Annotated in this window: 23 protein-coding genes and 1 tRNA gene; 9 read left to right on the top strand and 15 right to left on the bottom strand. The window is 64.7% G+C overall.

Going from position 1 to position 24,002, the window contains the following annotated elements; translation table 11 throughout:
* Window positions 1–41: 41 nt before the first annotated feature.
* The gene (locus F812_RS0106050) at window positions 42–1,394 is read left to right on the top strand and encodes a glucose-6-phosphate isomerase (RefSeq protein WP_026867886.1); all 1,353 of its coding nucleotides are present in this window, start codon (window positions 42–44) and stop codon (window positions 1,392–1,394) included.
* Window positions 1,395–1,409: 15 nt separating this feature from the next.
* Here the strand turns inward: F812_RS0106050 and F812_RS0106045 are convergent, their stop codons facing one another.
* The 8 genes from F812_RS0106045 to F812_RS22810 form a co-directional block, all read right to left on the bottom strand.
* Window positions 1,410–2,027: a response regulator gene (locus F812_RS0106045; protein ID WP_020085065.1), complete on the bottom strand. Its 618-nt coding sequence runs from the start codon at window positions 2,025–2,027 to the stop codon at window positions 1,410–1,412.
* An 87-nt stretch (window positions 2,028–2,114) separates the two neighbouring features.
* Window positions 2,115–3,095, bottom strand: coding sequence for a PQQ-dependent catabolism-associated beta-propeller protein (locus tag F812_RS0106040; protein WP_020085064.1), 981 nt, complete (start codon window positions 3,093–3,095; stop codon window positions 2,115–2,117).
* Between the two features lie 29 nt (window positions 3,096–3,124).
* Window positions 3,125–4,945, bottom strand: a complete 1,821-nt coding sequence (locus tag F812_RS22820) for a quinoprotein dehydrogenase-associated putative ABC transporter substrate-binding protein (protein WP_156827285.1) — start codon at window positions 4,943–4,945, stop codon at window positions 3,125–3,127.
* 260 nt (window positions 4,946–5,205) lie between these two features.
* The gene (locus tag F812_RS0106030) at window positions 5,206–7,095 is read right to left on the bottom strand and encodes a PQQ-dependent dehydrogenase, methanol/ethanol family (RefSeq protein ID WP_026867884.1); all 1,890 of its coding nucleotides are present in this window, start codon (window positions 7,093–7,095) and stop codon (window positions 5,206–5,208) included.
* The gene (locus F812_RS26435; RefSeq protein ID WP_156827284.1) at window positions 7,092–7,259 is read right to left on the bottom strand and encodes a hypothetical protein; all 168 of its coding nucleotides are present in this window, start codon (window positions 7,257–7,259) and stop codon (window positions 7,092–7,094) included. The genes F812_RS0106030 and F812_RS26435 overlap by 4 nt, the downstream gene beginning before the upstream one ends.
* A gap of 421 nt (window positions 7,260–7,680) precedes the next feature.
* Entirely contained in the window at window positions 7,681–8,298 is a 618-nt protein-coding gene (locus tag F812_RS0106025; protein ID WP_020085061.1) for a response regulator transcription factor, read from the bottom strand.
* Window positions 8,295–9,713: an ATP-binding protein gene (locus F812_RS22815; protein WP_020085060.1), complete on the bottom strand. Its 1,419-nt coding sequence runs from the start codon at window positions 9,711–9,713 to the stop codon at window positions 8,295–8,297. Before F812_RS22815 ends, F812_RS0106025 begins: the two co-directional genes overlap by 4 nt.
* A 21-nt stretch (window positions 9,714–9,734) precedes the next feature.
* Entirely contained in the window at window positions 9,735–10,865 is a 1,131-nt protein-coding gene (locus tag F812_RS22810) for a formylglycine-generating enzyme family protein (RefSeq protein WP_020085059.1), read from the bottom strand.
* Between the two features lie 133 nt (window positions 10,866–10,998).
* Between F812_RS22810 and F812_RS0106010 the strand changes: the two genes are divergently transcribed.
* Window positions 10,999–11,841, top strand: coding sequence for a quinoprotein dehydrogenase-associated SoxYZ-like carrier (locus tag F812_RS0106010; protein WP_020085058.1), 843 nt, complete (start codon window positions 10,999–11,001; stop codon window positions 11,839–11,841).
* Between the two features lie 120 nt (window positions 11,842–11,961).
* Here the strand turns inward: F812_RS0106010 and F812_RS0106005 are convergent, their stop codons facing one another.
* The 4 genes from F812_RS0106005 to F812_RS25315 form a co-directional block, all read right to left on the bottom strand.
* Complete coding sequence (locus F812_RS0106005) at window positions 11,962–13,167, bottom strand: serine hydrolase domain-containing protein (protein WP_020085057.1); 1,206 nt, start codon at window positions 13,165–13,167, stop codon at window positions 11,962–11,964.
* A gap of 202 nt (window positions 13,168–13,369) precedes the next feature.
* Entirely contained in the window at window positions 13,370–13,759 is a 390-nt protein-coding gene (locus F812_RS25320; protein WP_083929121.1) for a hypothetical protein, read from the bottom strand.
* A gap of 103 nt (window positions 13,760–13,862) precedes the next feature.
* Window positions 13,863–14,045 carry a hypothetical protein gene (locus tag F812_RS0105995; RefSeq protein ID WP_020085055.1) on the bottom strand — a complete coding sequence of 61 codons (183 nt, stop codon included), beginning with the start codon at window positions 14,043–14,045 and terminating at the stop codon, window positions 13,863–13,865.
* 394 nt (window positions 14,046–14,439) lie between these two features.
* Window positions 14,440–14,790, bottom strand: a complete 351-nt coding sequence (locus F812_RS25315) for a hypothetical protein (protein WP_020085054.1) — start codon at window positions 14,788–14,790, stop codon at window positions 14,440–14,442.
* A gap of 222 nt (window positions 14,791–15,012) precedes the next feature.
* On the opposite strand from F812_RS25315, the gene F812_RS0105985 reads away from it, so the two are divergent.
* On the top strand, window positions 15,013–15,378 hold the full coding sequence (locus F812_RS0105985; protein ID WP_020085053.1) for a PRC-barrel domain-containing protein: 366 nt from the start codon (window positions 15,013–15,015) through the stop codon (window positions 15,376–15,378).
* A 113-nt stretch (window positions 15,379–15,491) separates the two neighbouring features.
* Entirely contained in the window at window positions 15,492–16,556 is a 1,065-nt protein-coding gene (locus tag F812_RS0105980; protein ID WP_020085052.1) for an AI-2E family transporter, read from the top strand.
* 48 nt (window positions 16,557–16,604) lie between these two features.
* Here F812_RS0105980 and F812_RS0105975 read toward each other — a convergent pair.
* Window positions 16,605–16,679 (bottom strand) — tRNA-Gly (locus F812_RS0105975).
* Window positions 16,680–16,942: 263 nt separating this feature from the next.
* Between F812_RS0105975 and F812_RS0105970 the strand changes: the two genes are divergently transcribed.
* Complete coding sequence (locus F812_RS0105970; RefSeq protein WP_020085051.1) at window positions 16,943–17,953, top strand: agmatine deiminase family protein; 1,011 nt, start codon at window positions 16,943–16,945, stop codon at window positions 17,951–17,953.
* Window positions 17,953–18,813 carry an N-carbamoylputrescine amidase gene (aguB, locus tag F812_RS0105965; protein ID WP_020085050.1) on the top strand — a complete coding sequence of 287 codons (861 nt, stop codon included), beginning with the start codon at window positions 17,953–17,955 and terminating at the stop codon, window positions 18,811–18,813. Before F812_RS0105970 ends, aguB begins: the two co-directional genes overlap by 1 nt.
* A gap of 154 nt (window positions 18,814–18,967) precedes the next feature.
* Here the strand turns inward: aguB and F812_RS22795 are convergent, their stop codons facing one another.
* The gene (locus tag F812_RS22795; protein WP_156827282.1) at window positions 18,968–19,924 is read right to left on the bottom strand and encodes a hypothetical protein; all 957 of its coding nucleotides are present in this window, start codon (window positions 19,922–19,924) and stop codon (window positions 18,968–18,970) included.
* Window positions 19,925–20,387: 463 nt separating this feature from the next.
* Here F812_RS22795 and F812_RS0105955 point away from each other — a divergent pair, with 463 nt between their 5' ends.
* From F812_RS0105955 to F812_RS0105945, 3 genes are all read left to right on the top strand, one after another.
* On the top strand, window positions 20,388–20,894 hold the full coding sequence (locus F812_RS0105955) for a hypothetical protein (RefSeq protein ID WP_020085048.1): 507 nt from the start codon (window positions 20,388–20,390) through the stop codon (window positions 20,892–20,894).
* Between the two features lie 149 nt (window positions 20,895–21,043).
* Complete coding sequence (gene proB / locus F812_RS0105950; RefSeq protein WP_026867881.1) at window positions 21,044–22,204, top strand: glutamate 5-kinase; 1,161 nt, start codon at window positions 21,044–21,046, stop codon at window positions 22,202–22,204.
* Window positions 22,205–22,277: 73 nt separating this feature from the next.
* A complete protein-coding gene (locus tag F812_RS0105945) occupies window positions 22,278–23,564 on the top strand; it encodes a glutamate-5-semialdehyde dehydrogenase (RefSeq protein ID WP_020085046.1) in 1,287 nt (428 codons plus the stop codon).
* Window positions 23,565–23,581: 17 nt separating this feature from the next.
* Here the strand turns inward: F812_RS0105945 and F812_RS0105940 are convergent, their stop codons facing one another.
* Complete coding sequence (locus F812_RS0105940; protein WP_020085045.1) at window positions 23,582–23,992, bottom strand: response regulator; 411 nt, start codon at window positions 23,990–23,992, stop codon at window positions 23,582–23,584.
* Window positions 23,993–24,002: the final 10 nt, after the last annotated feature.

The following is a 24,002-nucleotide window of genomic DNA, read 5'->3' as shown; positions in this document are numbered from 1 at the left end:
CCGCGGAACTCACGCTCGCTCGAACGGTTATGCGGGATGCCATGACAAAGCCCAGCTCCTCCTCCCCCTCCTATCGCCAGTCAATTGCCGGGTGCCTTTCTGGCGCCATCGGCGAGAACGGATTGTCCGAGGCCGAGCTTGGAAGCTGGCTCGAGAAGCTCGGGCCAGCGCTCCACGATCTCAAGGCGGATCATGCGAGCGGGCGTCTTCCGCTGCTCAAGATCTCAGAGGAGACGGCCGATCTCGATGCGGCGGAGGCAGCGCTCGCCAAGCTGTCCGAAGGCGCGGAGACGATCGTGTTCTTCGGCACCGGCGGCTCTGGCCTTGGCGGCCAGACGCTCGCCCAGTTCGGCGGGTGGGGGCTTCCCGGCGTCTCCTGCTGCGCGACTGGCGACAAGGCACGCCCGCGTACGCGCTTCTACGACAATCTCGATCCGCTGACGCTGTCGGCTGGTCTCGCCCGGCTCGAACTCGACAAGACGCGTTTCGTCGTCACGTCGAAGTCGGGCGGCACGACAGAAACCATTGCGCAGCTTCTCGCGACGTTGTCGGCAGTGAAAGCCGCAGGCCTCGAAAGCCGTATTCCTCAGATGTTCCTCGGCATCACGGAGCCGGACAAGCCGGGCAAGAGCAACGGCCTGCGCGCGCTGCTCGGCAGCCTCGGCATTCCCATGCTGGAGCATCACACCGGTATCGGCGGGCGCTTCTCGTGCCTGACGAACGTCGGCCTGCTGCCGGCGCTGGCGCGCGGGCTCGATGCCCGCAAGATCCGCGCGGGTGCGCAGGAGGTGATCGACAGCCTCGTCTCGGCGTCCTTCCCCGCAGCCTTCGCTCCGGCGATCGGCGCTGCGACGGCGGTGGGCCTCTCGAAAGAGCGCGGCATCCGCACGCTCGTCATGATGCCCTACAACGACCGGCTCGGCCGCTTTTCTGAATGGTACGTGCAGCTTTGGGCGGAGAGCCTCGGCAAGGGCGGCGAGGGCACGTCGCCCATCCCGGCCCTCGGGCCGCTGGACCAGCACAGCCAGCTTCAGCTCTTCATGGACGGTCCGCGCGAGATCGCGGTGACCGTGGTCCGGGTCGCGAGTGCAGGCGAAGGCGCTCTGCTCGACGCGGAGATGGCCAAGCTCGCGGGGCAGAGCTTCCTCGGCGGCAAGACGATCGGCGACGTGGTGGATGCGCAGTCGCACGCCATCGCGGAGGCGCTGACCCAGGCTGGCAGGCCGGTTCGCACGTTCGATATTCAGAAGCTCGACGAGCGCGCGATCGGAGCGCTGCTCATGCACTTCATGATCGAGACCATCCTGGCGGGGCGGCTTCTGAACCTCGACCCGTTCGACCAGCCCGCGGTGGAGCTTGCGAAGACGCTGACGCGCGAGCGGCTCGCGCGCTGAGGGAGCCGCCTCCGCTTACCGGATGCGGCGCTCGACGCTGAGGCGGATGAGATCGGCGGTGCGCTCAACGCCGAGCTTCTCCTTGAGGCGGCTGCACGAGTTCGCCACCGTCTTGTAGGCGATACCGAAGGTTGCCGCGATCTCCGCGAGGCTCTTGCCTTCGCCGAGCAGGCGCAGAATCTCGACCTCACGGTTCGACAGCTTGTGCAGCGGATCCTCGGTGAATGCGGAGCTGAACACCAGCTCGCTCGCCATGGAGCGGTCGAGATAACGATCGCCGGATGCAATCTTCTTCACCGCCGTGACGAGTTCGCCCGCTTCGGCGCTCTTGCTGACATAGCCGGCCGCACCTGCCTTGAGCGCACGCATGGCGTAGCTCGGCTCGGAGTGCATGGTGAACATCACGATGCGGGCCGCGACATTCTCCGCCTTGAGACGGCGAAGCAGCTCTAGCCCGCTCGATCCGTCGAGATTGATGTCGAGCACCACCACGTCGGGATTGACCGTTCGAGAGAGGTTCATCGCGTCTTGCGCATTCGCCGCTTCGTGGATCTCCGCTCCGGAAATCGTCGCGAGCAGGCGACGGATCCCCTCCCGCACCACCGCGTGATCATCGACCACAAGAATTTTCATCGGCTCAAGTCTCCTCGCGACGCAGGATAACACCCCCGTCGCGCCTCATATAGTTGTAACGATATCACTTTCCCGATACGCCCGGCACTATGGCTTAATGGCAATGCCCCACGGAAGGCGCCCTACAGGCACGGAGCGGAGCGGCTTCAGGGTGGCCGTATCGATCACCGTCATGTCGTTGGTGAGGCCGTTGGCCACGAAAAGCTGCGAGCCGTCCGGGTGAACGGCCATGTGCCAGGGCCGCTGACCCACGAGAACGTACTGCTTGATCTCGTAGGTCTCGGTGTCGACCACGGCGACGCGATTGGCGTGGCTGAGGGCGACGAAGGCGTGTTTACCATCCTTCGACATCTCGATGCCCACGGGCTGGATCAGCTCCGGATTGACGCCCGGAATCGTGAAGCCGAACTTCTTCACCACCTTGTAGGTCTTGGCGTCGATGACGGAGACGGTGCCACCGATCTCGGCCGAGACCCACACATGGCGGCCGTCCACAGTGAACTGAGCCTCGCGCGGGCGGGTATCGACCAGGATGTTCTGGAGCACGTCGAACGTCTCGTTGTCGATGACGTGCGCCATGCTGGTCTGCTCGGACGTGGCGACGGTGATCTTGTTGTCTGGCGAGACGGCCATGCCCTCGGGCTCGACACCGATCATCACCTCCGCCAGCACCTTGCCGTCGGCCCGCTCCATGATGGTGACGTAGCCCTCGTCCTCGTTGGCGATGTAGATCCGCTTGCCGTCCGGCGAGACATCGAGGAGCTCGGGATCAGGCCCCGAGTTCAAGGTGCGGGTGATTTCCAGCGTCTCGGTATCGATGACGTCGAGGCGGTTGTCGTCTCCGATGCAGACGAGCACCTCCTTGAAGTCCGGCGTGATGCGGATGCCGCGCGGCCGCATGCCGGTCTTGATGGTCTTCACGATCTTCAGAGACTCGTCGAGCACCGTGACCGTGTTCTCTTTCTCGTTCGTGACGAAGATGGTCAGCGCGCTGGCCTCTTTCGGCGCCGCCGTGAGCAGAAAGGGCAGAGCGAGCGCGGCAGTCACGATCTTGTTGCTGGTCACCATTGCGAACCTTCTGTTGTGGCGGCGCGTTCTCAATTCGGCAGGGCGGGCGGCGTATCGTGGGCCTTGCCGCCCACGGGCCGCGACACGAGGCGCAGAGCGCCGACAGCGGCATCGAAACCGGCGCTGGTCGCGATATCGAGCGCAGTCTGGCCCGTGGTTGACTTCACGCCGAGATCCGCTCCCGAACCGGCGAGAAGACCGATCATCGGCGCGTTGTTGTGGCCCGCCGCGATCATGAGCGCGTTGACGCCGTCCTTCGACAATGCGTTTACGTTCGCGCCCTTTTCGATGAGGAGACGGGCGAGATCGAGCGGCTGCGGCCCTTGCGCGAGGTTGCCGGACCGCGTCTTGGCGGCAAGCTGGGTCGCGAGCACCATCAGCGGCGTCACGTTCTCCACCCCCGAGGTGGCATTCACATCCGCTCCGAGATCGATCAGGGCCTTCGCCGCAAAATACTTGCCATCGCCTAGTGCCCAGGAAAGCGGCGTGATGCCCTGCTTGTTCTTGAGCTCGAGGTTCGCGCCCTTCTTGGCCAGCATCTCGATGGAAGGGACATGATTGCGATTGATGGCGTGCAGAAGCGGGAAGAAGCCATCGGCATCAGGCGCGTTAGGATCGGCGCCCGCCTCCGCCAGAATGCCGATCAGCGTGGTGCCGCGGGTGCGGGCAGCGGTGTCCAGCGGGGTAAAGCCGCCGGAATCGCGCTTGTTCACATCCGCGCCCTTCTTGATGAGGAAGCGCACGCGCTCCGCATCGTTGCCGATGATCGCGTTGACCAGCTCCTGATCGAGATCGGCGCCTTCCTTCAGCCAAGCTTCGAGGCGCGCTTCCGTCACGATCTGGTGCTCGGCCGCCTTGTCCGTATGCTCGATCTTGGGTGCCTCCTTCAGGAAGCGGTCCTGCGAGACGTTGCGGAGGCGCTCGTAGTAGGAGCCGTGGGCCGGCAGATCGCCATCCACCGCGCACTTCGAGCATTTGACGAGGGGGACGCCGTAGTCCTTGAGGACGGCGGCGATCTCATCCTTCTTCCGGGTGAGCGCCCAGTCGATCATGTACTTCAACATGACCTGGTTGCGCTGCATGCCGATGGCGAGATCGAACTCCATCGGCACCTCGTTCTCCCAGAGGTTCACCGGCTGAATGACGATCGGCGCATTCTTCTGCGTCTTGAGCCACCCCGCGAACGGCCCCCACACACCGGCCACGTCCAATTCACCGTCGATGACCTTCTGCACCTGCTGCCACGGCTGATGCTCGGGCTTCAGATCCGCGTCGTAGGCGATGACGTGGAGGTCGAGGTTCTTGAGCCCGCGGCGCTCGAGCGCCTCGCGCAAGCCGGAATGCTGGAACACACCGATGCGCAGATCCTTGAGCGCAGGATCGTCGAGGCTCTTGATGTCGAGCTTACGGTCCTCCCGGTGGGCAAAGATGTAGGTCGTTCGATAGATCGGCTCAGTGGTGAGCAGCTCCTGAAGCGCCGTCGGCATATCCATCAGGATGTCGCACTCGTCGTTCTGGAACGTCTCGCGGGTAAGGCCGCGCTCGTGATAGGGGCGCCAGAAGAAGCTCGCGTGGCCGCCGAGATCCTCGGCGATGATCTTCGCGATCTTGTTCTGATAGCCGTCCTCCTTCGAGGAGGAGAGCGGCATGTTGCCCGGATCGGCGCAGACACGCAGCACGTCGAGCTTGCGGTGACGCGCCTCCTGACGCGTTGCCGTGTGCTCGGCCGCGGTCAAATCGTCGAACGACTTGTTCTTCGTGAACGAGCGCAGGTTCTCCGCCGCGATGGCCGGGCCACAGAGACCGGCAAGAACGGCACCCAACGCGAGCGTGTGCGACAGCTTCCTCACACCACACCTATTAATGTTATAATGTTGCTTCTAATGATCAGAGCGCGGCGCGGCAAGTCCGGATCTCTACGCGGAGCAATCACAGTTTCGCGCGCCAAACCAGGGGCCTAGCCCGATCCTGCTTCGAGCGAATCCGGCCGGACCGGCTGCCACTGTCGCGGCTTCTTCCAAAAGCCGCTCCGCCTCACCGAAAGAGCGGCCCCAACGGCAAACGCCCAGTGCCGTGAGGCACCGGGCGTCCGTTTCATGCTCCTTGCCGATCACTCGCCAAGGCTGAACGTGTAGAGCTCGCCGCCCTGCGGGATCTTGTCGAGGCCGGTGGCCTTCGCCATTGCCGTCGCACCGATCGCGCCGAACTTGTCGTTCATGTCGAGACCAGCGGTGACGGGGATGCCGATCCAGCCGCCGAGACCCGAGAAGATCGAGACGTACTGCTTGCCCTTGATCTTGTAGGTGATCGGGTTGCCGATGATGCCGGAGCCCAGCTTCTTCTGCCACAGCACCTTGCCGGTCTTGCGATCGACTGCGCGGAAGTGGCCGCTCTTCGAGCCGTAGAACATCAGGCCGCCGTCGGTGACCATGGTGCCCGACCAGTTCGGATAGGGATCCGGAATCTCCCAGTCAGCCTTGCCCGTCACGACGTCGAACTTCTTGATCTTGCCAGAGATGCCCGGCTTCTCAGGATACATGTACACGTTGGCGAACACGTAGACCGTGCCCTGCTGCGTGTGCGTGCGCTCCTGCGGCTCGTCCTCCATGCACCAGTTGTTGGTGGGGCAGTAGAACTTGTTGGGCTCCTTGGGGTCGACAGAGCAAGGCTGCTGGTCCTTGCCGCCCATGGCCGAGGGGCAGGCAGCGACGTTGCGGCCGACCTCGAAGGGCGAGTGCTCGTAGACCTTGATCGGACGGCCGGTCTTGAGATCGACCTTCTCGGCCCAATCCACGGTCACGAACTTGTTGGCGCGCAGCAGCGTGCCGTCGACGCGATCGAGGACGTAGGCGAAGCCGTTGCGGTCGAAGTGGACGAGAGCCTTGTGCTTCTTGCCATCGACATCGAGGTCGTTGACGAGAATGTTCTCGTTCACGCCGTCATAGTCCCACTGGTCGAAGGGCGTCATCTGGTAGGCCCAGACGACCTCGCCGGTGTCCACCTTGCGGGCGAAAATGGTCATCGACCACTTGTTGTCCCACTTGCCGGTGTTGCACTCGTCGTGGGTCTTGTCGCCGCAGCGATAGCTGGGGCTCCAGTGACCGGGGTTGCCGGTGGACCAGTAGACGAGCTTCAGCTCGGGGTCATAGCTGCCCCAGGCCCAGTAAGCGCCGCCGCCGATTTTCCACTCGCCGCCGTTGGTCGAGGGATACGACGTGATGCCGATGTCGGTGCCGGCCGTGCCGTAGTGCGGGTTGGCCTTGTTGGTGTCCGGCGTGAGGCAGACATCCTTGTCAGAGCCCGTCGAGTGGCACTTCCAGACCACTTCGCCGGTCTCGATATTGTAGGCGGTGAGGCGTCCGCGGGCTGCGAACTCGTCGCCGCCGAAGCCTGCGATCACGAGGTTCTCGGCCACGAGAGTGGGACCCGTGATGGTCTCGCCGTGCTCAGGATAAGCGTGCTTCACGACCCACTTCTCGGCGCCGGTGGTGGCGTCGAGCGCGATCACGAAGCCGTCGAGCGTGTGGTAGATCACCTTGCCGGCGGCATAGTTCACGCCGCGGTGAACGGTGTCGCAGCAGGCGCGCGGAACGGCCGACTCATCGCGGTCGGTCTTCTTGACGTAGTTCCAGACCTGAACCGGATTGTCCGGATCGCTGAGGTCGAGTGCCTGCAGGATGTTGCACTGGGCCATGTTCGGGCAGCCCGACGAGAAGTACATCATCGGCTTGCCGTTGTGCTCGACGACGACCGGCTGGCCTTCGTGGCCGCGCAGAGCGCCGGTCGACTGCGACCAGGCGAACTGAAGCTTCTTTACGTTCTCGGTGTTGATGTCCTTCAACGTCGAGTGACGCGTGAGCTGGTTGTCGCGGCCCGGGGCGGGCCACAGGTTCTCGTTCTTGGTGTTCTTCTCGATCTCGGCATTGGCCAATACGGGGCCACTCATGCCGAGCAGGGCGGCCAAAACACCGCCAGCTACAAAGGCTAACCTCTGTCTCATTCTGCTTCCTCTCCTAGTACCAGGCGAGTTTCCGCAGGCAATTCCAAACCATGCCCTTCCGAAAACCCACGTCCTCTCGCAAATCCGGCTTTGCCGAAAAAACGAGATCCCGCATTACGCAAAACGGCATCTCCGGCCTTCCCGGCCGTGATCGTCTTGCGCATTCAAAAAATCTCGATCGTGGAGTGCTGACCTCCGATGGAGGCAGATGGCTTTGCTATGCTGGAAAAAGCTGGGCGCCGGGAGAACCCAAGGAGGAGAGCGGTTGTCTCGGCGCCCCAGCCATCCTGCAAGCCCGCGAACCATAGGCAACGCCAATAAGTTGCACTATGGGATTAGCTCCCGATGTGGTTTGCCAAGTTTCCCAATCACACAGTCGTGATCGCCGGTTCGATTTCGCCGAATAAGCCCGTAATTCCGTGCCAAATTGTAGGACGATTTCCCGGGATACATTTTCCTTGAAAACAATAGTCCTGTTCCGAAGCGGCGGAAGCGGAGAAGGAGACCGGCTTCGCGTAGCGCCAAAATCTCTTCACTTCGCAGTGCTGCGTTCAAACGGAGATATCGCGCTTCGGATCGATCGGATCAGTTGCGGCGGTTTTCGATGGAAAAGCGAATGAGGTCGGATGTGCGCGGTAAATCGAGCTTTTCCTTGATGCGCCCGCACGAGTTGGCAACCGTTTTGTAGGCGATGCCGATCGCATCGGCGATGCCTTGCAGGCTCTTGCCTTCGCCCAGCATACGCAGGATCTCGATCTCGCGGTTGGTGAGCTTGCGCAAAGGGTCCTCGGCGCGCACGCTGCTCATTACCAGCTCGCCCGCCATGGTGCTGTCGAGGTAGCGCTCGCCGTCGGCAACGCGCATCACCGCGGTCGTCAGCTCCTCGGCACCCGCGCTCTTGCAAACATATCCGTAGGCGCCTGCCTTGAGAGCCCGGTTCGCGTAGATCGGCTCGGCATGCATCGAGAACATCAAGACGCGCACGGCCGGGCTTTCGATCCGAAGACGGCGCAGCAATTCGAGGCCGCTCGCGCCTTCGAGATTGATGTCGAGGACCACGACATCCGGGTTTTCCTTGCGCGCCGTCGCCAGCGCCTCGTGGGCCGTCGCCGCTTCCAGCACAACCACGTTCGGCATGGCGGAGAGGAGGCGTTGCACGCCCTGGCGCACCACCGCGTGATCATCAACGACGAGGACCTTCATGCATCACTCCCCAGATCGGCGGATCCGTCGAATGCAGCATAGCTTTCCCGGATCGGGAGCCGGACGTCCACCTTAACACCGGCTCGATCTTCCCTGTTGCCAATATCAATCGTCCCACCGAGAGCGGTCACCCGCTCGCGCATGGCGATCAGCCCGAAGCCGCTCGACAGGCTAGACGGCTTCAATCCGCCTCCGTCGTCACGGACCAAAACACGGACGTCGTCGTCCTCGTTGCGCGTCACCTGCACATCGATCTCGGTCGGCTTCGAGTGCTTGAAGGCGTTGCTGATGGCTTCCCGAACGATGCCGTGGATCACCGCGTCGAGCTTCTGGCCGCATCCGCGATCCGTCACGTCGACGTTGAAGACCACATCGGGATTGCGGAGCTGCCAGGAGGCCACGAGCGTTTCGATGGCGTTGGCGAGACCCAGCTCCAGATGCACCGTGGGGCGGAGGCGGCCGAGGATCGACTTCACATGCTTCTTCATATGCGCCACCGCTTCGCGTATGGCGTCCGTGCGGGCGATCAGCGCGTCCGTCTCGGGCGCCTCCGCCATCTGGCGAATGGTCGAGGCGTCGACGTCGACGGAGAACAGGAACGGGCTCACCTCGTCATGAAGGTCGCGGGCCAGGTCCGCGCGCTCCTCCTCCTGCACGGTCGCGAGCTGCTCGTTGAGCTGCTGGTTGCGCCTCTCCATCTGGCCAAGACGATCGGCCATCTCGTTGAAACCGGAGCAGAGCTTGGCGAGCTCGGTCGGTCCGCTTTCCGCGACGCGCACGCCATAGTCGCCTCCGCCGAGCCGCTCGAACGCGGCGGAGAGCTTCGGCAGAGGCTCCAGGGCGCGCCCGACGGTGAAGTAGACGAGCGTGGAAACCAGCGCGCAGAAGAATGTCAGGATGGCGAGCTTCAACAGGAAGTCGTCCCAGACCTCTCCCACCTCTCCGCGCTGCTCGGTTTCGAGCTCGAACGCGCCGTAGTTGGTGAGACCTTCCGGCAGGGCGATGCGGATGACCTGGGGCGGTCCTGCCATCAGCGCGTAGAACCAATCCGGCAATTCCTCGGCCGGCGCGACGAAGCTCGATATGCGTGCGCCGATCGGCTCGGGCTCGATGAAGGTCGCGCGAACGTGACGGTTGCCGTCGAACACGCGGACGAGACGGACGAGTTGCAAGCGCGGCTCATCGTCGTGAGCAATCTCCTGGACGACCTTGCGCACGGTCTTCTCGGCAATCGAGAGCGCGGCACCGACCTCCGTCTCCACCTTGTTCGCGGCCTGCCAGTAGGTGATCGCGCCGCTCATCACGAGCGTAAGAATGAGAACGATGGAGATATTGCGGATGATGGTCGCGGAGAGCGACTCCGACTTCTTGGGTCCCAAAGACCCATTGAGATCGATGTATTCGCGCATCGGCATGGCTCTATCCCGCTCCGGCTCTCATGGTGCTCCGCTGCCAGGCGGGAGATCGCGCGCGACGCGAAAGCCCACGCTGAAATTGCGGAAGCCGGGAATGTTGCGCACGCGCATGGCTGACCGCATCGCCTTCACCGGATAGAACGCCGAGCCGCCGCGCAGACTGTAGACGCCGCGCGCCGCGGGGCGGTCTCCCTGTGGGGCGCAATCATCGGTCACGCGGGGAGAGCCGTCCTTCGGGCCGGACGCATAGTCCTCGCAATAGAGGTCCGCCGTCCATTCCCACACGTTGCCATGCACGTTGTGCAAACCCCAGGGATTGGCAGGGAAGGCGTCTGCGGGCGCAGGCGACTTGCTGTCCCATTCGCTTCCGCAGCCCACGCATGCCGCGCGCGCGACGCCGTCCGCCGGGAGCGAGTCGCCCCACCAGAAAGCCGTTTTCGTGCCCGCGCGGGCTGCCATTTCCCACTCCGCTTCCGAAGGCAGGCGATACGCATGTCCGGTCAGCTTGCTCAGCCACTTGGCGTAGTCCGTGGCATCGGTGTGGCTCACGCCCACGATGGGTTGGCCCGGGCCGGTCAGCGCCTCGCCCAGGTTACGATAGTAGCGGCTGGAGCCGGTCTCGATGTTGTGCTGGCCGCCCGGCTCGAGCCATTCGGGCGGCTTGCATCCGCCTGCCGCCACGCAGGCCTTGTATTCAGCCACGGTGACAGGATGCGCCGCCATGGCGAAGGCGCGGATGGTTACCGGCGTCAGCGTCTCGTCGTCCGAGCGGTCTGCCTCGTCCGGAGGCGAGCCGATGGCGAAGTCCGGCGGAGAGGGCGGAACGACCAGCATCGGCGGGCAGACGGCAGGGGCATCGCAATCGGCAAACGGTTTGCCGCCTCCGGCAACCCGCGTCTCGCTGCGCTCGGCCTTGCCGGTTCCGATCCGAACATCGATCAGAACCAGGCTCAGCGCGGCGGCGCGCGCCGCGACGGCCTCCTTCGTACCGGGATCGCGATCTAAAATTTCCTGCAAGGCCCGTGGGCTGGCCGCAGTCGCCACGGCTTCGGCGTCCGGGGCCGCGAAAGATGGCTCCGCCGTTCCGGCCAGAACCGCGAGCATGACTGTAAGTACCCGGGCGAGCGGGGAAAGATCGGGCGATGCCTGCATGGAAACTTTCAGTGTAACAAGGTAACATCTCCTATGTTATAAATTGTCGCATCGCGCAAGGGCCAGCCAGCAGATTCGCCGGCGCCGCTGAGCGCACACGCTCCGGAATGCCTAAAACGGAAAGGGCCTGACCATGGTTAGCCGCTCCATTTCCCGCCGTTCCCTGATCATTTCCGCCCTCGCTCTTCCGCCGCTCGCGGCCGGGCTTTGGCCGGGTTTCCTTCACGCCGCCGAAGAGGATCCGTGGCCGGGCCTCCGGGAGGAGGTGTTCGGAAAGCGGGAGATTGCGGAAAACGACGGTCTGGTCACGCTCTATGCGCCGGAGCGAGCAGAGGACGCGGCACTCGTGCCTATCAGCATCCGCATTCCCGGCACCGTGGCCCGGAACGCGGTCGCGCTTACGCTGCTGATCGACCGGAACCCTGCGCCGGTCGCCGCCGCCTTCCGCTTCGGTGAGGGCTTCCGCGACGGTCCCGATATCGGCGAGCGGCAACTCGCAACGCGCATCCGGCTCGACTCCTTCTCCAAGGTGAGAGCGGTGCTCGAAACCGCGGACGGACGACTTCACATGTCCGCGAAGTTCGTCTCCGGCGCGGGCGGATGCTCCGCAACGCCCTCGAAGGACATCGAGGCGGCCCTCGCCGGCCTCGGGAAGATCGACATCAAGGCGAAGACCGAGCCCGCGCGCGGGGACGCGTTCCGCGAGGCGCAGGTGATGATCCGCCATCCCAACTTCACCGGCCTGCAACTCGATCCCGATACGCGCGGCTACGTGCCCGCGCGCTTCATCAACACGCTTGAGGTGAAGAGCGCCGGGCAGGTTCTGTTCCGCATGGAAGGCGGCATCTCGATCTCGGAGAACCCGAATATCCGCGTGAGCTACGGCGGAAGCAGCGCCGACGAGCTCATCGAGGTGAATGCCAAGGATACGGACGGCGCATCGTTCTCTCTGCGCTCGGACGCGCGGGGTTCCTAGAGCGTATTGCGATCCGACAGGCTCGGATCGCAATACGCTCTAGATTTCTGATTGTCGTATTGTCTTGCGACGAACCGGCCTGCACTTCGTCTGAAAATGCTCCAGCGAACGGCAAGCCGCTCACTCGCGGGCGAGACGCAGCAGATCCTCTGCGAGCGTATCCATGCCTTCCGGCACGTCTGTATTGACGAGGAGCGTGACGGACGTCCAAGCGCGGCGTCCCTCGCCCGCCGCGATCATGTTCAAGGCCGTATAGCCCGGCACGAGACCCGAGTGGGTGAAGAGATCGTAGTCCGCGCGGTGCTCCACGAACCACCCCATGCCGTAATAGAGATCGGGCGTCACGCGGGCCCCGTCCGAGACCATCAGATCGACGAGCTCGACGGGCAGGATGCGGCCGCCCATCAAAGCGGCGTTCCAGGCATAGAGGTCTCCTGCGGAACTCGCGACGTCGGCGCTGCCCTTGAGCCAGTCCGGCTGATCGAACACCGGGCGGCGCCTGTATATCGGGGGTGCCACGACGGCGCCGGCCGGGTAGTCCCCGATGAATCCCGTCTCGCGAAGATGGGCGCGCGGAAAGATCGTCTGCCGTAGATAGGCGTGATGGGAGTGCGGCATGGCCTCTCCCGGCAACAGAGCTTCCTCGATTGTCTCGGCCAGCAGGAAGTAACTGGTGTTCGAATATTCGAATGTGTTCGGCCATCCGGATGGCCGGAGCTTCTTCAGCTCCGACAGCAATTCGGGCGCGCCGATACGCCCCCACGGATTGGTGGTGGCCGGCGGCAGGCGCGTGAAGTTCGGAAGGTTCGACGTCATGGTGAGCAGGGTGCGGAGCGTGACGGGTTGCGTATTCGACGCCGCATCCTGTCCCGGCCAGTGCTCCACACCCTTGAAGACGCGCGCGAGCGCGAGATCGAGGGTGACGGCCGTTCCGTCGCGCAGCGTCGCATCGCGGCCGATGAGATCGAGCACAGCTGAAGCCGTGAATTGCTTCGCAAGGGAGCCGACGTGAAAAACCGTGCGCTCCGTCGCCGCCACGCCAGGGGCGCTCTCACCGTAGCCTTTCGCCATCCCGAGCGCGCGCTCGGTGCCGATCGCGAGCGCGAACGAGACCTTGGGTAGCGCGCCGCGTGTCGCGTCCAGTCGCGCCAGGAACTGTTTGACGAGCGTATCGGCTTGAGCGGCCTTGCCGGCTGTCCATTCGGCCGCGACGGCCTGCGTGACCGATAGCGCGAGCACGAGTGAGACCCACGCCGCGCGCGAGGCAAATCCGGGCTTGGGCGCGCCGCGCTCTCCGGCTGCTTGAGAAATGCGAACCCACCACATCAAGCTGGGTCAACACCGCGTTGGAGCCAAGACAAGAAGGTCACGAGACAACAAGAAACCGTTTGCCATCATCTTGAGTAGGCCGTTCCGGCGAGTCAAGCAAAGGGGCTACCGAAATCTTGCGTGAATGGGCGCAAAAACCCCCGGCGCCTTCGGGCGCCGGGGGGCCGACTTCCCCGCGTCGACAATTCGGTGACTGCGCTTAGTCGCGCGATCCGTCGGTCGGCACGCGAGCTGCCGGATCCGATCCCGCGGCCGGGTCGGTCGGCTTGCTCGCGCCCGGACCCGGCTGACGGTTCTCGACAGAATTCGGATCGGCCGGAATGCCTGCAGGCGTCTCGTAGCCCGAACCGCCCGAGCTTGCGCCCTCGCTCGCGGAGCTGCCTGAACCCGTGCCTGCCGGAGCGGTCGGCATGCGCGCGGAAGGCTTCGAGCCAGCGGCCGGATCGGACGGCGTCGTGGCGCTCGGGCCGGGCTGCTTGTTCATGGTGGTGCTGGGATCGGCCGGACTTCCGCCCGAGGATTGGGCGAGCGCAGATGTTGCACCAAGAGTAATGGCAAGGGCGGCAAAGACAGGAAGTGCTCTCGTCATGATCATTCCTTTTCTCGTTTGTGGTTTCCTCCCACCCGGAAGAAAACCCACGCCTTGCTCATCGGTTCCGATTATTGCGGACGCCGCTTTGACGCGCTCGGCCTCAAGCGCCAGGCTCCGCGCTCTCTTGCGACGGCTGTGCAGCAGGGCTGGGCAGTGCGGCGCGAGCTGCAAGCTCCGCCTCGGCGCGCTTCAGGTTGTCGAGCACCGCGACCATCTCGCGCGGCAGCGACGCCTCGTCCGGCTCATAGATGCGCTTCAAGCGCACGCCGAAGGTTCTAACCATTTCCGATCCGAAATCTCGTTCCATTATTCTCGTCTCCGGCGTGCTGCACTCCTTCCCAAGCACACAAAAAGTCAACCGTTCAGTCCGAGCGCAGTTCCATTGGAAACGGTTACGGACAGGTATTTTCGGTCAGCCCGAAGCCGCCCAGGGGAAGACCTGGTCCTCACGCCTCACTCGACATGGAAGGGAGCTTCGCGCTCTCGGTGGGTAACCATGATCGGCATTCGCCGGTTCCGCGCGTTCAGACGGACATCTTAGCGCAGAGGTTTGCTGATGCTTCCGCGACGCTCTAACGCGTGAAGCGGAAAAAAAACAACCGGAGAGCTTTCGCTCTCCGGCGTTTCCCGGCCGCAGCTCTCAGCCGGGGATCGCGCGGAAATTCCGCGCTTTGCCGTTAATTGGTGGTGGACGGCGACTTCGCGGCCGGGCCGCTCTTGTTGCCCGGCATACCTTCCACGCCGCTCGAATCCTGGCTCGGCTGCGTCGTTGCGCCGGACCCGCTTGCGCCCGAAGACGCTCCTTCGTTTGCGGTACCGCTCTCCTCGCCGCCGGGGGCGCGCGTCGCGGGACCTGTGCGCGTATCAGGCGCACCCTGCACGCCGGGGCCGGAGTTCGGCTTGCCCTTCGCGTTCACGGAATTCTGGTTGTCGATGACGTCTGCGGCGTGCGCAACGCCAACGCCCGCAGCCATAGCAACAGTGGCCGCGGCGAGGGTGAGAGTGGCCATATGCTTCTTGATGGTCATTTCTTGCTTTCTCCTAAGTCTCAGTGCTCGTCTCCCTGCCAACAAAACTCCGAAGAGCGCACGCAGTTCCTCTGCGAGCCGCAATAGGCGCTCACGCGACACAGGGCGCGCCGCCCCGCGATTCTCATGAAACAAAAGCCGCTGCCTCGCGGTTTATGGAACAAAGCGGCCGCAACTTCCAATTCAGCGGCCGCGCACAAACACTCGTGAGGAGGAGTTGAAATGGCCCGCGCCACAGCACATCCCGACCATTCGCTGATTTCCAGCGAGGACGTTCACGGCACCGACGTGATCGGCGCCGACGACGAGGTCATCGGCGAGATCGACCATCTGCTGATCGAGAAGACGAGCGGCCGCGTTGCCTATGCGGTGATGAGCTTCGGCGGCCTCCTGGGGCTCGCCCACAGTCACTATCCCATCCCGTGGTCTGCGTTGAAGTACGACAAGAGCGTCGCCGGCTATCGGACCGGCATCACTGTGGACCAGCTCAGGAATGCTCCCGAGTTCAGCGACGATTCCTGGACGGATCGCGATTGGGAAACCCGCGCCCATCAGCATTTCGGCGCACAGACTTACTGGGCCCGATAAGCCTCAAAGCGACTGCGGGCCAATAGCTCCAGCCACAAGAGATCAGAGGGGCCCGTGCCGTCATCGCGACGGCGCGGGCCTCTCCTACGCTTATCTCCTTCCGTCGAGGCATCATGGCCCACCCTGCCGACCCTGCCATCTCCGACTGGACGTTCGTGCGCCGCGTGCTCATCGTGCTCGCCATCGGCGCGCTGGCGCTCGCGCTTTGGGTGTTGTCCGATCTGCTGCTGCTTATCTTCGCCGCAGTGCTGTGCGCCTTGGCGCTGCGCGCACTCACTGCCCCCTTGATCAACGCGACCGGGCTCAATCAGGCGGTGGCTCTTGCGCTCGTCGTGTTGCTGATCGTCGCTCTTTGCGCGGGGCTCGTGCTGCAGTTCGGATCGCGCCTCTCCGATCAGATCTCCTACCTCATGCAAAACGTGCCTCAGGCGCTGCAGTCGCTCTCCCATCAGCTCGACCTCGGCTCCGTCTCGAAGGAGGCCGGCGGGTCGGCGATCGGTGCGCTGGCCGCGCGTGCGCTCACGATCGGCTCCAGCATCGTGGGGGCGGTTGCAGGCTTCGTGCTGGTGATCGTCGGTGGCATCTACTTCGCCGCTTCGCCCGGGCTCTACCGGCGCGGCCTCATCGCGCTTGTTCCTGAGCGGTGGCGAGCGGCTGTGACCTCCACGATCGAGGACAGCAATTTCGCGCTGACGCGCTGGCTCAGAGCGCAGCTCATCGCCATGGCGCTCGTGGGCGTGATGACGGGGCTCGGCATGTGGCTCGCGGGTGTCCCCTCCCCGCTGGCGTTGGGACTGATCGCAGCAGCCACGGAGTTCATCCCGATCGTCGGGCCTATCGTCGGCGCGATCCCGGCTCTTCTGCTCGCCTCGACCCAAGGCTGGGATCTCACCCTCTGGGCGCTGGCGGTCGCCGTCGTCGTGCAGCAGCTCGAGAACAACGTGATCATGCCGTTCGTCGTGGGCAAGGTGGTGGAGCTCCCGGCCGCCGTCGGCCTGTTCGCCACGGTGGCGATGGGCCTGCTGTTCGGCCCGCTGGGATTGCTGCTCGGCTATCCGCTCGCCATCGTGGGCGATGTGGCGGTGCGCCGGCTCTACGTGCGGGAGGCACTCGGCAAGCCGGTGGACATCCCCGCCGAGCGGGAGCGCCACGCCAACGCCGAGGATGCGGCGGAGTGAACCGGCGCAAGCGGCCCGCGGATGATCTTGCGGAAATGACGTGAAAGTTGGAGCGGGCGACGAGAATCGAACTCGCGACATTCAGCTTGGGAAGCTGACGTTCTACCTCTGAACTACACCCGCAAAACGCATTTATTTCAATGCGTTAAATGAAAACGCGCCGCGTGGAGTCAGCCATGCGGGCCGGGCATGTTTGTAGAGCGTTTGCGCCTGCTTGTGAAGCCGATGATGCGTGCGGCACGCGTGCACGCCGCCCTCCCTGCCGTCCGGGACTACGGTGCTTCACCTATCTGTATTGCATTGGGGGCATGTTGCAGGCATGACCGGCGCGCTTACATTTCCCTGCCTGCTCTCACGCGACCGGCCTAGCTGAGGACTTCCGCTTCATGACCGAGACGACGACGATCGTACCCGCCGAATGGGCGCCCCAAGTGGCGATCTGGACGGCGTGGCCCGCAGACGCCAGCGAGTGGAACGACGACCTCGCATCTCCGCGCCGGGACGTGGCCGCGCTGGTCAAGGCGCTCAGCGAGAGCAACAAGGTGTACGTGCTCGTCAACGGCGATGAGGCGGCCGAGACCGCGCAGGTCGCGCTCGGCACTGCGGCCGAGCTCGTCTCCGCGAAGTACGGCGACATCTGGCTGCGCGACACCGGCCCGATCTTCGCTCATCGCGGCAACGACCGCGTGGCGCTTCGCTTCAAGACCAACAGCTGGGGCGGCAAATACGACCTGCCCGACGACTCCACGGTCGGCGACCGCGTCGCCGACCTTGCGGGCGTGCCGATCGATCGCTTCGACTTCGTGCTCGAAGGCGGTGCCGTCGACCACGACGGCGAGGGCACCATCCTCGCGACGAAGCAGACGCTTCTCAATCCCAATCGCAACGGCTGGTCCGCCGAGCAGGCGGAGGCCGCGCTGCGGCACGCTTTCGGAACCAAGAAGGTGATCTGGGTCGACGAAGGGCTGATCGGCGACCATACGGACGGCCACATCGACAACATCGCGCGGTTCGTGGCGCCGGGGAAAGTGGTCTGCCAGGCGCCGTCCGGCGGCGACGATCCCAATGCCGCGATCCTCGATGCCATCGCGGACAAGCTCGCGCACTCCACCGATGCGGCCGGGCGCAAGCTCCAGGTGATCCGCATTCCGGGCGTCGGGCTCTATCGCAACGCGTTGGGCGAAGTCTCCCCGGCCTCGCACATGAACTTCATCATCGCCAACGGCGTGGTGGTGGTGCCGGTCTACGGAACGCCGACGCAGGACGCGGCGCTCAAGGCCCTGCAGGCCGTGTTTCCGGATCGCAAGGTGATCGGCGTTTCCTCGCGCGGGCTGCTCGGCTGCGGCGAAGCGGGCGGCGGCTCCTTCCATTGCATCACCCAGCAGGAACCCCTCTGATGAAAAAGCGCACCATCACCGTCGCGGCCCTTCAGACCTCCTACGGGCACGATCTCGACGAGAACATCGAGAAGACCGAGAAGCTGGTGCGGAAAGCGGCCGAGCAGGGCGCCGAAGTCGTGCTGCCGTCGGAGCTGTTCGAAGGCATCTATTTCTGCACGAAACAGGACCCGAAGTGGTTCGAGACGGCGCATCCGGTCGACGAGCATCCGTGCGTGCGTGCGCTGAAGAAACTCGCCAAGAGGCTCGAAATCGTCATTCCGATCTCCTTCTTCGAGAAGGACGGGCCGCGATACTACAACAGCATCGCGATCGCGGATGCGGATGGCGACATCCTCGGCATCTATCGCAAGAGCCACATTCCGGATGGCCCCGGCTATCAGGAGAAATACTACTTCCGCCCGGGAGACACCGGCTTCAGGACGTGGAAGACGAAGCGCGGGCACATCGGCGTCGGCATCTGCTGGGACCAGTGGTATCCCGAGACGGCGCGCGCGATGGCGCTGCAGGGTGCGGAGGTGCTGTTCTACCCGACCGCTATCGGCTCAGAGCCCTACGACGCCGCGCTCGACACGCACCTTCAGTGGCAACGGGCCATGCAGGGGCACGCTGTCTCGAACGCCATTCCGATCGTGGCGGCGAACCGCATCGGCCTCGAGGACAACGAGGGCGTGCAGCAGAAATTCTACGGACATTCGTTCATCGCCGATCATCGCGGCGAGCTGGTCGAGAGCTTCGGCGCGACGGACGAAGGCGTGCTCGTGCACACATTCGATCTCTCTCTGATCGAGAGCTATCGTGCCGACTGGGGCTTTTTCCGCGACCGGCGGACGGATCTCTACGCGAAGAGCATCATCTAGAGCTGCGTCCTCGAGAAAGGCCGCATTGGCGACTTCATATCGCGTCGGTGACGAGCTGACCGATGGCCAGTGCAGCCAGCCCGCCCTCTTGTCTTGAACGGTATCTTCCCTCTCGCCATCCCTGCGCAAAGATGGCGTGTCGTGCGCTCGTTTCTTATTCCGCCGGTGCGACGGTCGCGGCTGCCGGATCCGCGGCCCCATTCAGAGCGGCGGCCATTGCCTCGGGAGCAACCTCGACCTCCACGTCCGCCTCGGCTGCGGCCGGCTCGGGCTCGGATGCTGCTTCCGCTGCGGGTGCCTCCTCGGCGGCAGCGGCTTCGGCGGCAGGTGCTTCCTCAGCGGCGACTTCCGCTGCGGGTGCTTCTTCCGCAGCCGCTTCGGCTGCCGGCGCGGCAGGCTCTTCGGAGGCGGCCTCCACCACGGGCTCTTCACCCACAGGCTCTGCCGCTGCTTCCTCAGCTACCGCCTCGGCGGGGGCCTCGGCTGCTTCGGCGGCAGGCGCTTCCTCCGCAGCCGCTTCCATGGCGGGTGCTTCGGCTACAGGCTCCTCGGCCGGCGCGGCTTCGGCTGCCGCCTCGACCACGGCTTCCGCTTCGGCGACGACCTCCTCGGGGGCGGCTTCCACGACCTGCTCGTCCGCAGGGGCTTCTGCCGCTTCCTCGCTCACCTCGGCTACCGGTGCCGCCTCGGCCTCGGCAATAGCCTCCTCCACCGCTGCTTCCGCTTCGACGGCTTCGGCGGCCGCTTCAGGGGCCGACGCCGCCTCGACGGCTTCCGCTTCCGTCTCCGCTACCGTTTCCTCTGCCGCTACGGCTTCGTCTGCCGCCTCCTCCGCCACCGGCTCGGCGGCGGCCTCAACGACCGGCTCCTCCGCCGGCTCACTAGCCTCGGCCGCGAGAACCGGCTCGGCAAGGGCCGTCCCGCACGCCGCGATGGCGTCGCGAGGGGCTTCCGGTTCAGCTTCGACCGCGGCGACGGCGGCGACCGGCGCGGCGGGAACTCCTTCTATGAACTCACTCATCTCTCTTGCGACGCGCACGATGGAATCGGCCTTGCAGCCGAGCTCCATCGCCATCCGCAAGCAGGCAAATCTCTGCTCTTGGAGGTTCATGAGAACTCCATTTTTGGGGTTTGCGATGTCAGTGGCGTTGCTTGGTGCGATGCAAACAACACAAGCATCATACTGCTTCGTTTAACTTGAGGCCACACTTGAAAGACTAGATAAGTACAATATTTCCAAGTAAAATCATGGAGCTATCGTAGATCTGATTTAGAGTGCGCGATGCTTGGCTTAGGACGTTTGCGTGAATCAATTTGTGAGGACGGGACCGATTTGGATCGTCTTGATGGCGCGAAACAGAGAGCCCAGCGCATTCGAAATTCCCATTTTCGCCCTACCCATTCGCACCTTCCGAATGGAACAAGTTCCCGGCAGATCGCCAGACTATCCCGCGCCTCACGCTCCCTCACAAAATCGTCAGAAACGGCAGCGCTTTACGCTCTTCTCGCGCCGAACTCGCCCGTGCCAGAAGGGAGCAAACGCCGATATGCGTGCCCCCATTTGGAGATTGCCCATGATCCGCCGGACGCTCGTTCTCGCCGCCGTTCTCATCGGCGCCGCTGCGCCGCTCGAGGCCAAAACGCTCGCCTACGAGGACAACAAGCTCAACTTCAAGAGCTGCAAGGGCGAGGACGTGACCGCTCGCTGGTTCGGCGGCAACGTCTCGCTCAGCCAGGCGGGCAAATCGCCGGGCGATCCCTCACCGTCCGCCGAGTTCCAGACCTGGGACGGCAAGTGCGGCACCTTCGAATGGAGCTCCGACATCGGCGCCCTGGTCATCAAGCTCGACGGCCAAGTGCAGTCCGAGCGCATCCTGCATTTCGTGGCCTGGGACGGCTCGCGCTGGTCGGCGACCCGGACGGGCGGCGGCTTCTATCTGGCCCGCATCGCCGATAAGGACGACGCCGACCCGAAGAGCCGCATGAAGGCGGCGGGCGAATGGGTGGCCAAGAACAACAAGCTCGGCGTGCCGGCCGCCGACATGCTGGCCGAGGGCCTCCAGGGCACGTCGAAAGAGTAAATTCAGCGGCCTTCCCTGACCGGGAACGGCTCATGTTCGGGAGGATGGCGCTGCGAAACGCCATCTCGCCCGAAGCACCCGGCGTATGCTAGGAGAGCGCCACGATCGCCCTGCCGGTCGATTTTTGGCGCTTTTCTCCTGCTTTTCCGATGTCCCAGCCTGCTGCCACTGCCGAATCCCTTGCCGCCCGCCCGGAATGGACGCGAGCGCGCCGGATCGTGGTCAAAATCGGCTCGGCGCTGCTCGCGGACCGGGAGACGGGGACGCTCAAGACCCAGTGGCTCGCCTCCCTGATGGAGGACGTGGCGGAGCTGGTGCGGCAGGGCAAGGACGTGGTGCTGGTGTCGTCCGGCTCGATCGCGCTCGGACGGCACAAGCTCGGCCTTCCCAAGGGAGCGCTCGAGCTCGAGCAGTCGCAGGCCGCCGCCGCCGTGGGGCAGATCAGCCTGGCGCACGCCTATCAGGAGCTGGCCGCGAAATCCGGGCTCACGGTCGCGCAGATCCTGCTTACGCTCGGCGACACGGAACAGAGGCGGCGCTATCTCAACGCGCGCCACACCATCGAGACGCTGCTCGAGCTGAAGGCGATCCCGGTCGTGAACGAGAACGACACGGTGGCGACCGCCGAGATCAAATACGGCGACAACGACCGGCTGTCGGCGCGCGTCGCCGGAATGGTGTCGGCCGACTGCCTTGTGCTGCTGTCCGACATCGACGGCCTCTACACCGCCCCGCCTGCGAGCGATCCCACGGCCCGCCACATTCCGCTCGTGACCGAGATTACGGCCGAGATCGAGGCGATGGCCGGCGACGCGGGAACGGAGCTTTCCAAGGGCGGCATGAAGACCAAGATCGAGGCGGGGAAGATCGCGCTCGGCGCGGGCACCAATATGGTGATCACCACGGGCAAGGTGCTCAACCCGCTGCGCGCCATCTCAGAGGGCTCGCGGGTCTCGTGGTTCCTCGCCAAGCAGGATCCGGTGACGGCCAAGAAGCGCTGGATCGCGGGCCAGCTCGAGCCGCGCGGCACGCTGCACGTCGATGCGGGCGCGGAGAAGGCCCTGGCCGCGGGCAAGAGCCTGCTGGTGGCGGGTGTAAAGCGGGTCGATGGCGAGTTCGAGCGCGGAGACGCGGTGATCATCCGCGCCCCGGACGGACGCGAGCTGGGGCGCGGACTTTCCGCCTATGCGCGCGGCGACGCGGAACGCATCCTGGGACGTAAATCCTCCGAGATCGCGGACATCCTGGGCTTCGAGGGCGGGCCAGAGCTGATCCACCGCAACGACATGGCGCTCAACACCCGCAAGTGACGCTCATCGTATATGTCCCTGGCGCGCGGCGCCGGGATTGACCTCACCAGCCAAAAGCCCAAAGTTACGCCCCATGCAGAAAGCAACCTCCACTGACCAGTCCATCGGCGCGCTGATGCGCGATATCGGCATCGCCGCGCGTGATGCCTCGCGGAAGCTCGCGCTCGCCCCGCGTGAGACCAAGGATCGCGCCTTGCTGAAGGCCGCCGCCGTGCTTCGCCGCGACGCGAAGCACATCCTGGCCGAGAACGCGAAGGACGTGGCGGAGGCCCGCGCCGCGGGCCGGGCCGAATCTCTCGTGGATCGGCTGGTGCTGACGGATGCGCGCATCGAGGGCATTGCACGCGGGCTCGAGGAGGTGGCGGCGCTCGCCGATCCGGTCGGCTCGGTTCTTGCCGAGTGGACACGGCCCAACGGCCTCAAGTTCCAGCGCGTGCGCGTGCCGATCGGCGTGATCGGCATCATCTACGAGAGCCGGCCGAACGTGACGGCGGACGCCGGCGCGCTGAGCCTCAAGTCGGGCAACGCCGCCATCCTGCGCGGCGGCACGGACAGCTACAATTCGAGCTCCGCCATCTACGCGGCGCTCGCGGAGGGGCTAGCGGACGCCGGTCTCCCGGCAGGCTGCATCCAGTATGTCGCGACGACCGACCGCGACGCGGTGGGCTACATGCTGACCGGCCTCGACGGCAACATCGACGTCATCGTGCCGCGCGGCGGCAAGAGCCTCGTGCAGCGCGTGCAGGACGAGGCGCGTGTCCCCGTGTTCGCGCACCTGGAAGGCATCTGCCACACCTATGTGGATGCCAAGGCCGATCTCGACATGGCGCAGAGCGTCGTGCTCAACGCGAAGATGCGCCGCACGGGCGTATGCGGGGCGACGGAGTGTCTGCTGGTGGACCGCAACGCACCGGCAGAGACGCTGCCGAGGCTGGTCAAAGCGCTCATCGAGGCGGGCGCGGAAGTGCGCGGCGATGCAGCCACGCAAGCTGTCGATGCCCGCGTGAAGCCCGCCGCGCCGGAGGATTTCGGGCATGAGTTCCTGGACGCCATCATTGCGGTGAAGACCGTTGACGGTGTGGGCGAGGCGATTGCCCATATCGGCCGCTATGGCTCGCAGCATACGGACGCGATCATCACCTCCGACGAGGCGACGGCGCAGCGCTTCCTCGCGGAGGTCGATAGCGCCATCGTGCTGTGGAACGCCTCGACCCAGTTCGCGGACGGTGGAGAGTTCGGCTTCGGCGCCGAGATCGGAATCGCGACCGGCAAGCTGCACGCGCGCGGGCCTGTCGGCGTGGAGCAGCTCACAAGCTTCAAGTACGTGGTGCGCGGTAACGGGCAGATCCGGCCTGTCTGATCGGCCGAGGGCTCTGATCAGGCCACAGCGAGCGTGACGAAGCCGCTCGCTGCGAGAACGCTGTCGAGCGTCTTCTCGAGCACGTCGAGCTTGAAGGGCTTGAGAAGGTAGCCGCTGGCGCCGGCCGCCTTGGCAGCCAGGATGTTCTCGGGCTTCGATTCCGCCGTCACCAGGATGAAGGGGGTTTCCCGGGTCTCGGGGTCGGCGCGGACGACCTTCAGGAGATCGAAGCCGCTCATTCCGTCCATGTTCCAGTCGGAGAGGATGAGGTCGTAGCGCTTCTGGCGAATATGCTCGAGCGCCTGCAGGCCGTTGGCGGCCTCGTCCACCTTCGCGTAGCCGAGCTGCACGAGCAAACGGCGGATGATCTTCAGCATCACCTGCCGATCCTCGACGATCAGCACCTCAAGCTCGCTGCGTGCACTCATAGTCTGCCCC

Source organism: Hyphomicrobium zavarzinii ATCC 27496, from assembly GCF_000383415.1.
GTDB lineage: Bacteria > Pseudomonadota > Alphaproteobacteria > Rhizobiales > Hyphomicrobiaceae > Hyphomicrobium_C > Hyphomicrobium_C zavarzinii.
The sequence above is the reverse complement of the archived record's forward strand: the minus strand, read 5'-3'. Positions and strand labels throughout refer to the sequence as shown.

What these genes read in the sequence shown, in the direction of transcription:
- F812_RS0105970 (WP_020085051.1), top strand. Translation starts at nt 16,943, where the DNA reads ATGACCGAGACGACGACGATCGTACCCGCCGAATGGGCGCCCCAAGTG.
- F812_RS0105940 (WP_020085045.1), bottom strand. Translation starts at nt 23,992, where the DNA reads ATGAGTGCACGCAGCGAGCTTGAGGTGCTGATCGTCGAGGATCGGCAG.
- F812_RS0106045 (WP_020085065.1), bottom strand. Translation starts at nt 2,027, where the DNA reads ATGAAAATTCTTGTGGTCGATGATCACGCGGTGGTGCGGGAGGGGATC.
- F812_RS0106040 (WP_020085064.1), bottom strand. Translation starts at nt 3,095, where the DNA reads ATGGTGACCAGCAACAAGATCGTGACTGCCGCGCTCGCTCTGCCCTTT.
- F812_RS0106005 (WP_020085057.1), bottom strand. Translation starts at nt 13,167, where the DNA reads ATGTGGTGGGTTCGCATTTCTCAAGCAGCCGGAGAGCGCGGCGCGCCC.
- F812_RS0106050 (WP_026867886.1), top strand. Translation starts at nt 42, where the DNA reads ATGACAAAGCCCAGCTCCTCCTCCCCCTCCTATCGCCAGTCAATTGCC.
- F812_RS25320 (WP_083929121.1), bottom strand. Translation starts at nt 13,759, where the DNA reads ATGACGAGAGCACTTCCTGTCTTTGCCGCCCTTGCCATTACTCTTGGT.
- F812_RS22815 (WP_020085060.1), bottom strand. Translation starts at nt 9,713, where the DNA reads ATGCCGATGCGCGAATACATCGATCTCAATGGGTCTTTGGGACCCAAG.
- F812_RS0105985 (WP_020085053.1), top strand. Translation starts at nt 15,013, where the DNA reads ATGGCCCGCGCCACAGCACATCCCGACCATTCGCTGATTTCCAGCGAG.
- F812_RS0106025 (WP_020085061.1), bottom strand. Translation starts at nt 8,298, where the DNA reads ATGAAGGTCCTCGTCGTTGATGATCACGCGGTGGTGCGCCAGGGCGTG.
- aguB (WP_020085050.1), top strand. Translation starts at nt 17,953, where the DNA reads ATGAAAAAGCGCACCATCACCGTCGCGGCCCTTCAGACCTCCTACGGG.
- F812_RS22795 (WP_156827282.1), bottom strand. Translation starts at nt 19,924, where the DNA reads ATGAACCTCCAAGAGCAGAGATTTGCCTGCTTGCGGATGGCGATGGAG.
- F812_RS0106010 (WP_020085058.1), top strand. Translation starts at nt 10,999, where the DNA reads ATGGTTAGCCGCTCCATTTCCCGCCGTTCCCTGATCATTTCCGCCCTC.
- F812_RS25315 (WP_020085054.1), bottom strand. Translation starts at nt 14,790, where the DNA reads ATGACCATCAAGAAGCATATGGCCACTCTCACCCTCGCCGCGGCCACT.
- F812_RS0105955 (WP_020085048.1), top strand. Translation starts at nt 20,388, where the DNA reads ATGATCCGCCGGACGCTCGTTCTCGCCGCCGTTCTCATCGGCGCCGCT.
- F812_RS0106030 (WP_026867884.1), bottom strand. Translation starts at nt 7,095, where the DNA reads ATGAGACAGAGGTTAGCCTTTGTAGCTGGCGGTGTTTTGGCCGCCCTG.
- F812_RS0105945 (WP_020085046.1), top strand. Translation starts at nt 22,278, where the DNA reads ATGCAGAAAGCAACCTCCACTGACCAGTCCATCGGCGCGCTGATGCGC.
- proB (WP_026867881.1), top strand. Translation starts at nt 21,044, where the DNA reads ATGTCCCAGCCTGCTGCCACTGCCGAATCCCTTGCCGCCCGCCCGGAA.
- F812_RS26435 (WP_156827284.1), bottom strand. Translation starts at nt 7,259, where the DNA reads ATGCGCAAGACGATCACGGCCGGGAAGGCCGGAGATGCCGTTTTGCGT.
- F812_RS22810 (WP_020085059.1), bottom strand. Translation starts at nt 10,865, where the DNA reads ATGCAGGCATCGCCCGATCTTTCCCCGCTCGCCCGGGTACTTACAGTC.
- F812_RS0105980 (WP_020085052.1), top strand. Translation starts at nt 15,492, where the DNA reads ATGGCCCACCCTGCCGACCCTGCCATCTCCGACTGGACGTTCGTGCGC.
- F812_RS0105995 (WP_020085055.1), bottom strand. Translation starts at nt 14,045, where the DNA reads ATGGTTAGAACCTTCGGCGTGCGCTTGAAGCGCATCTATGAGCCGGAC.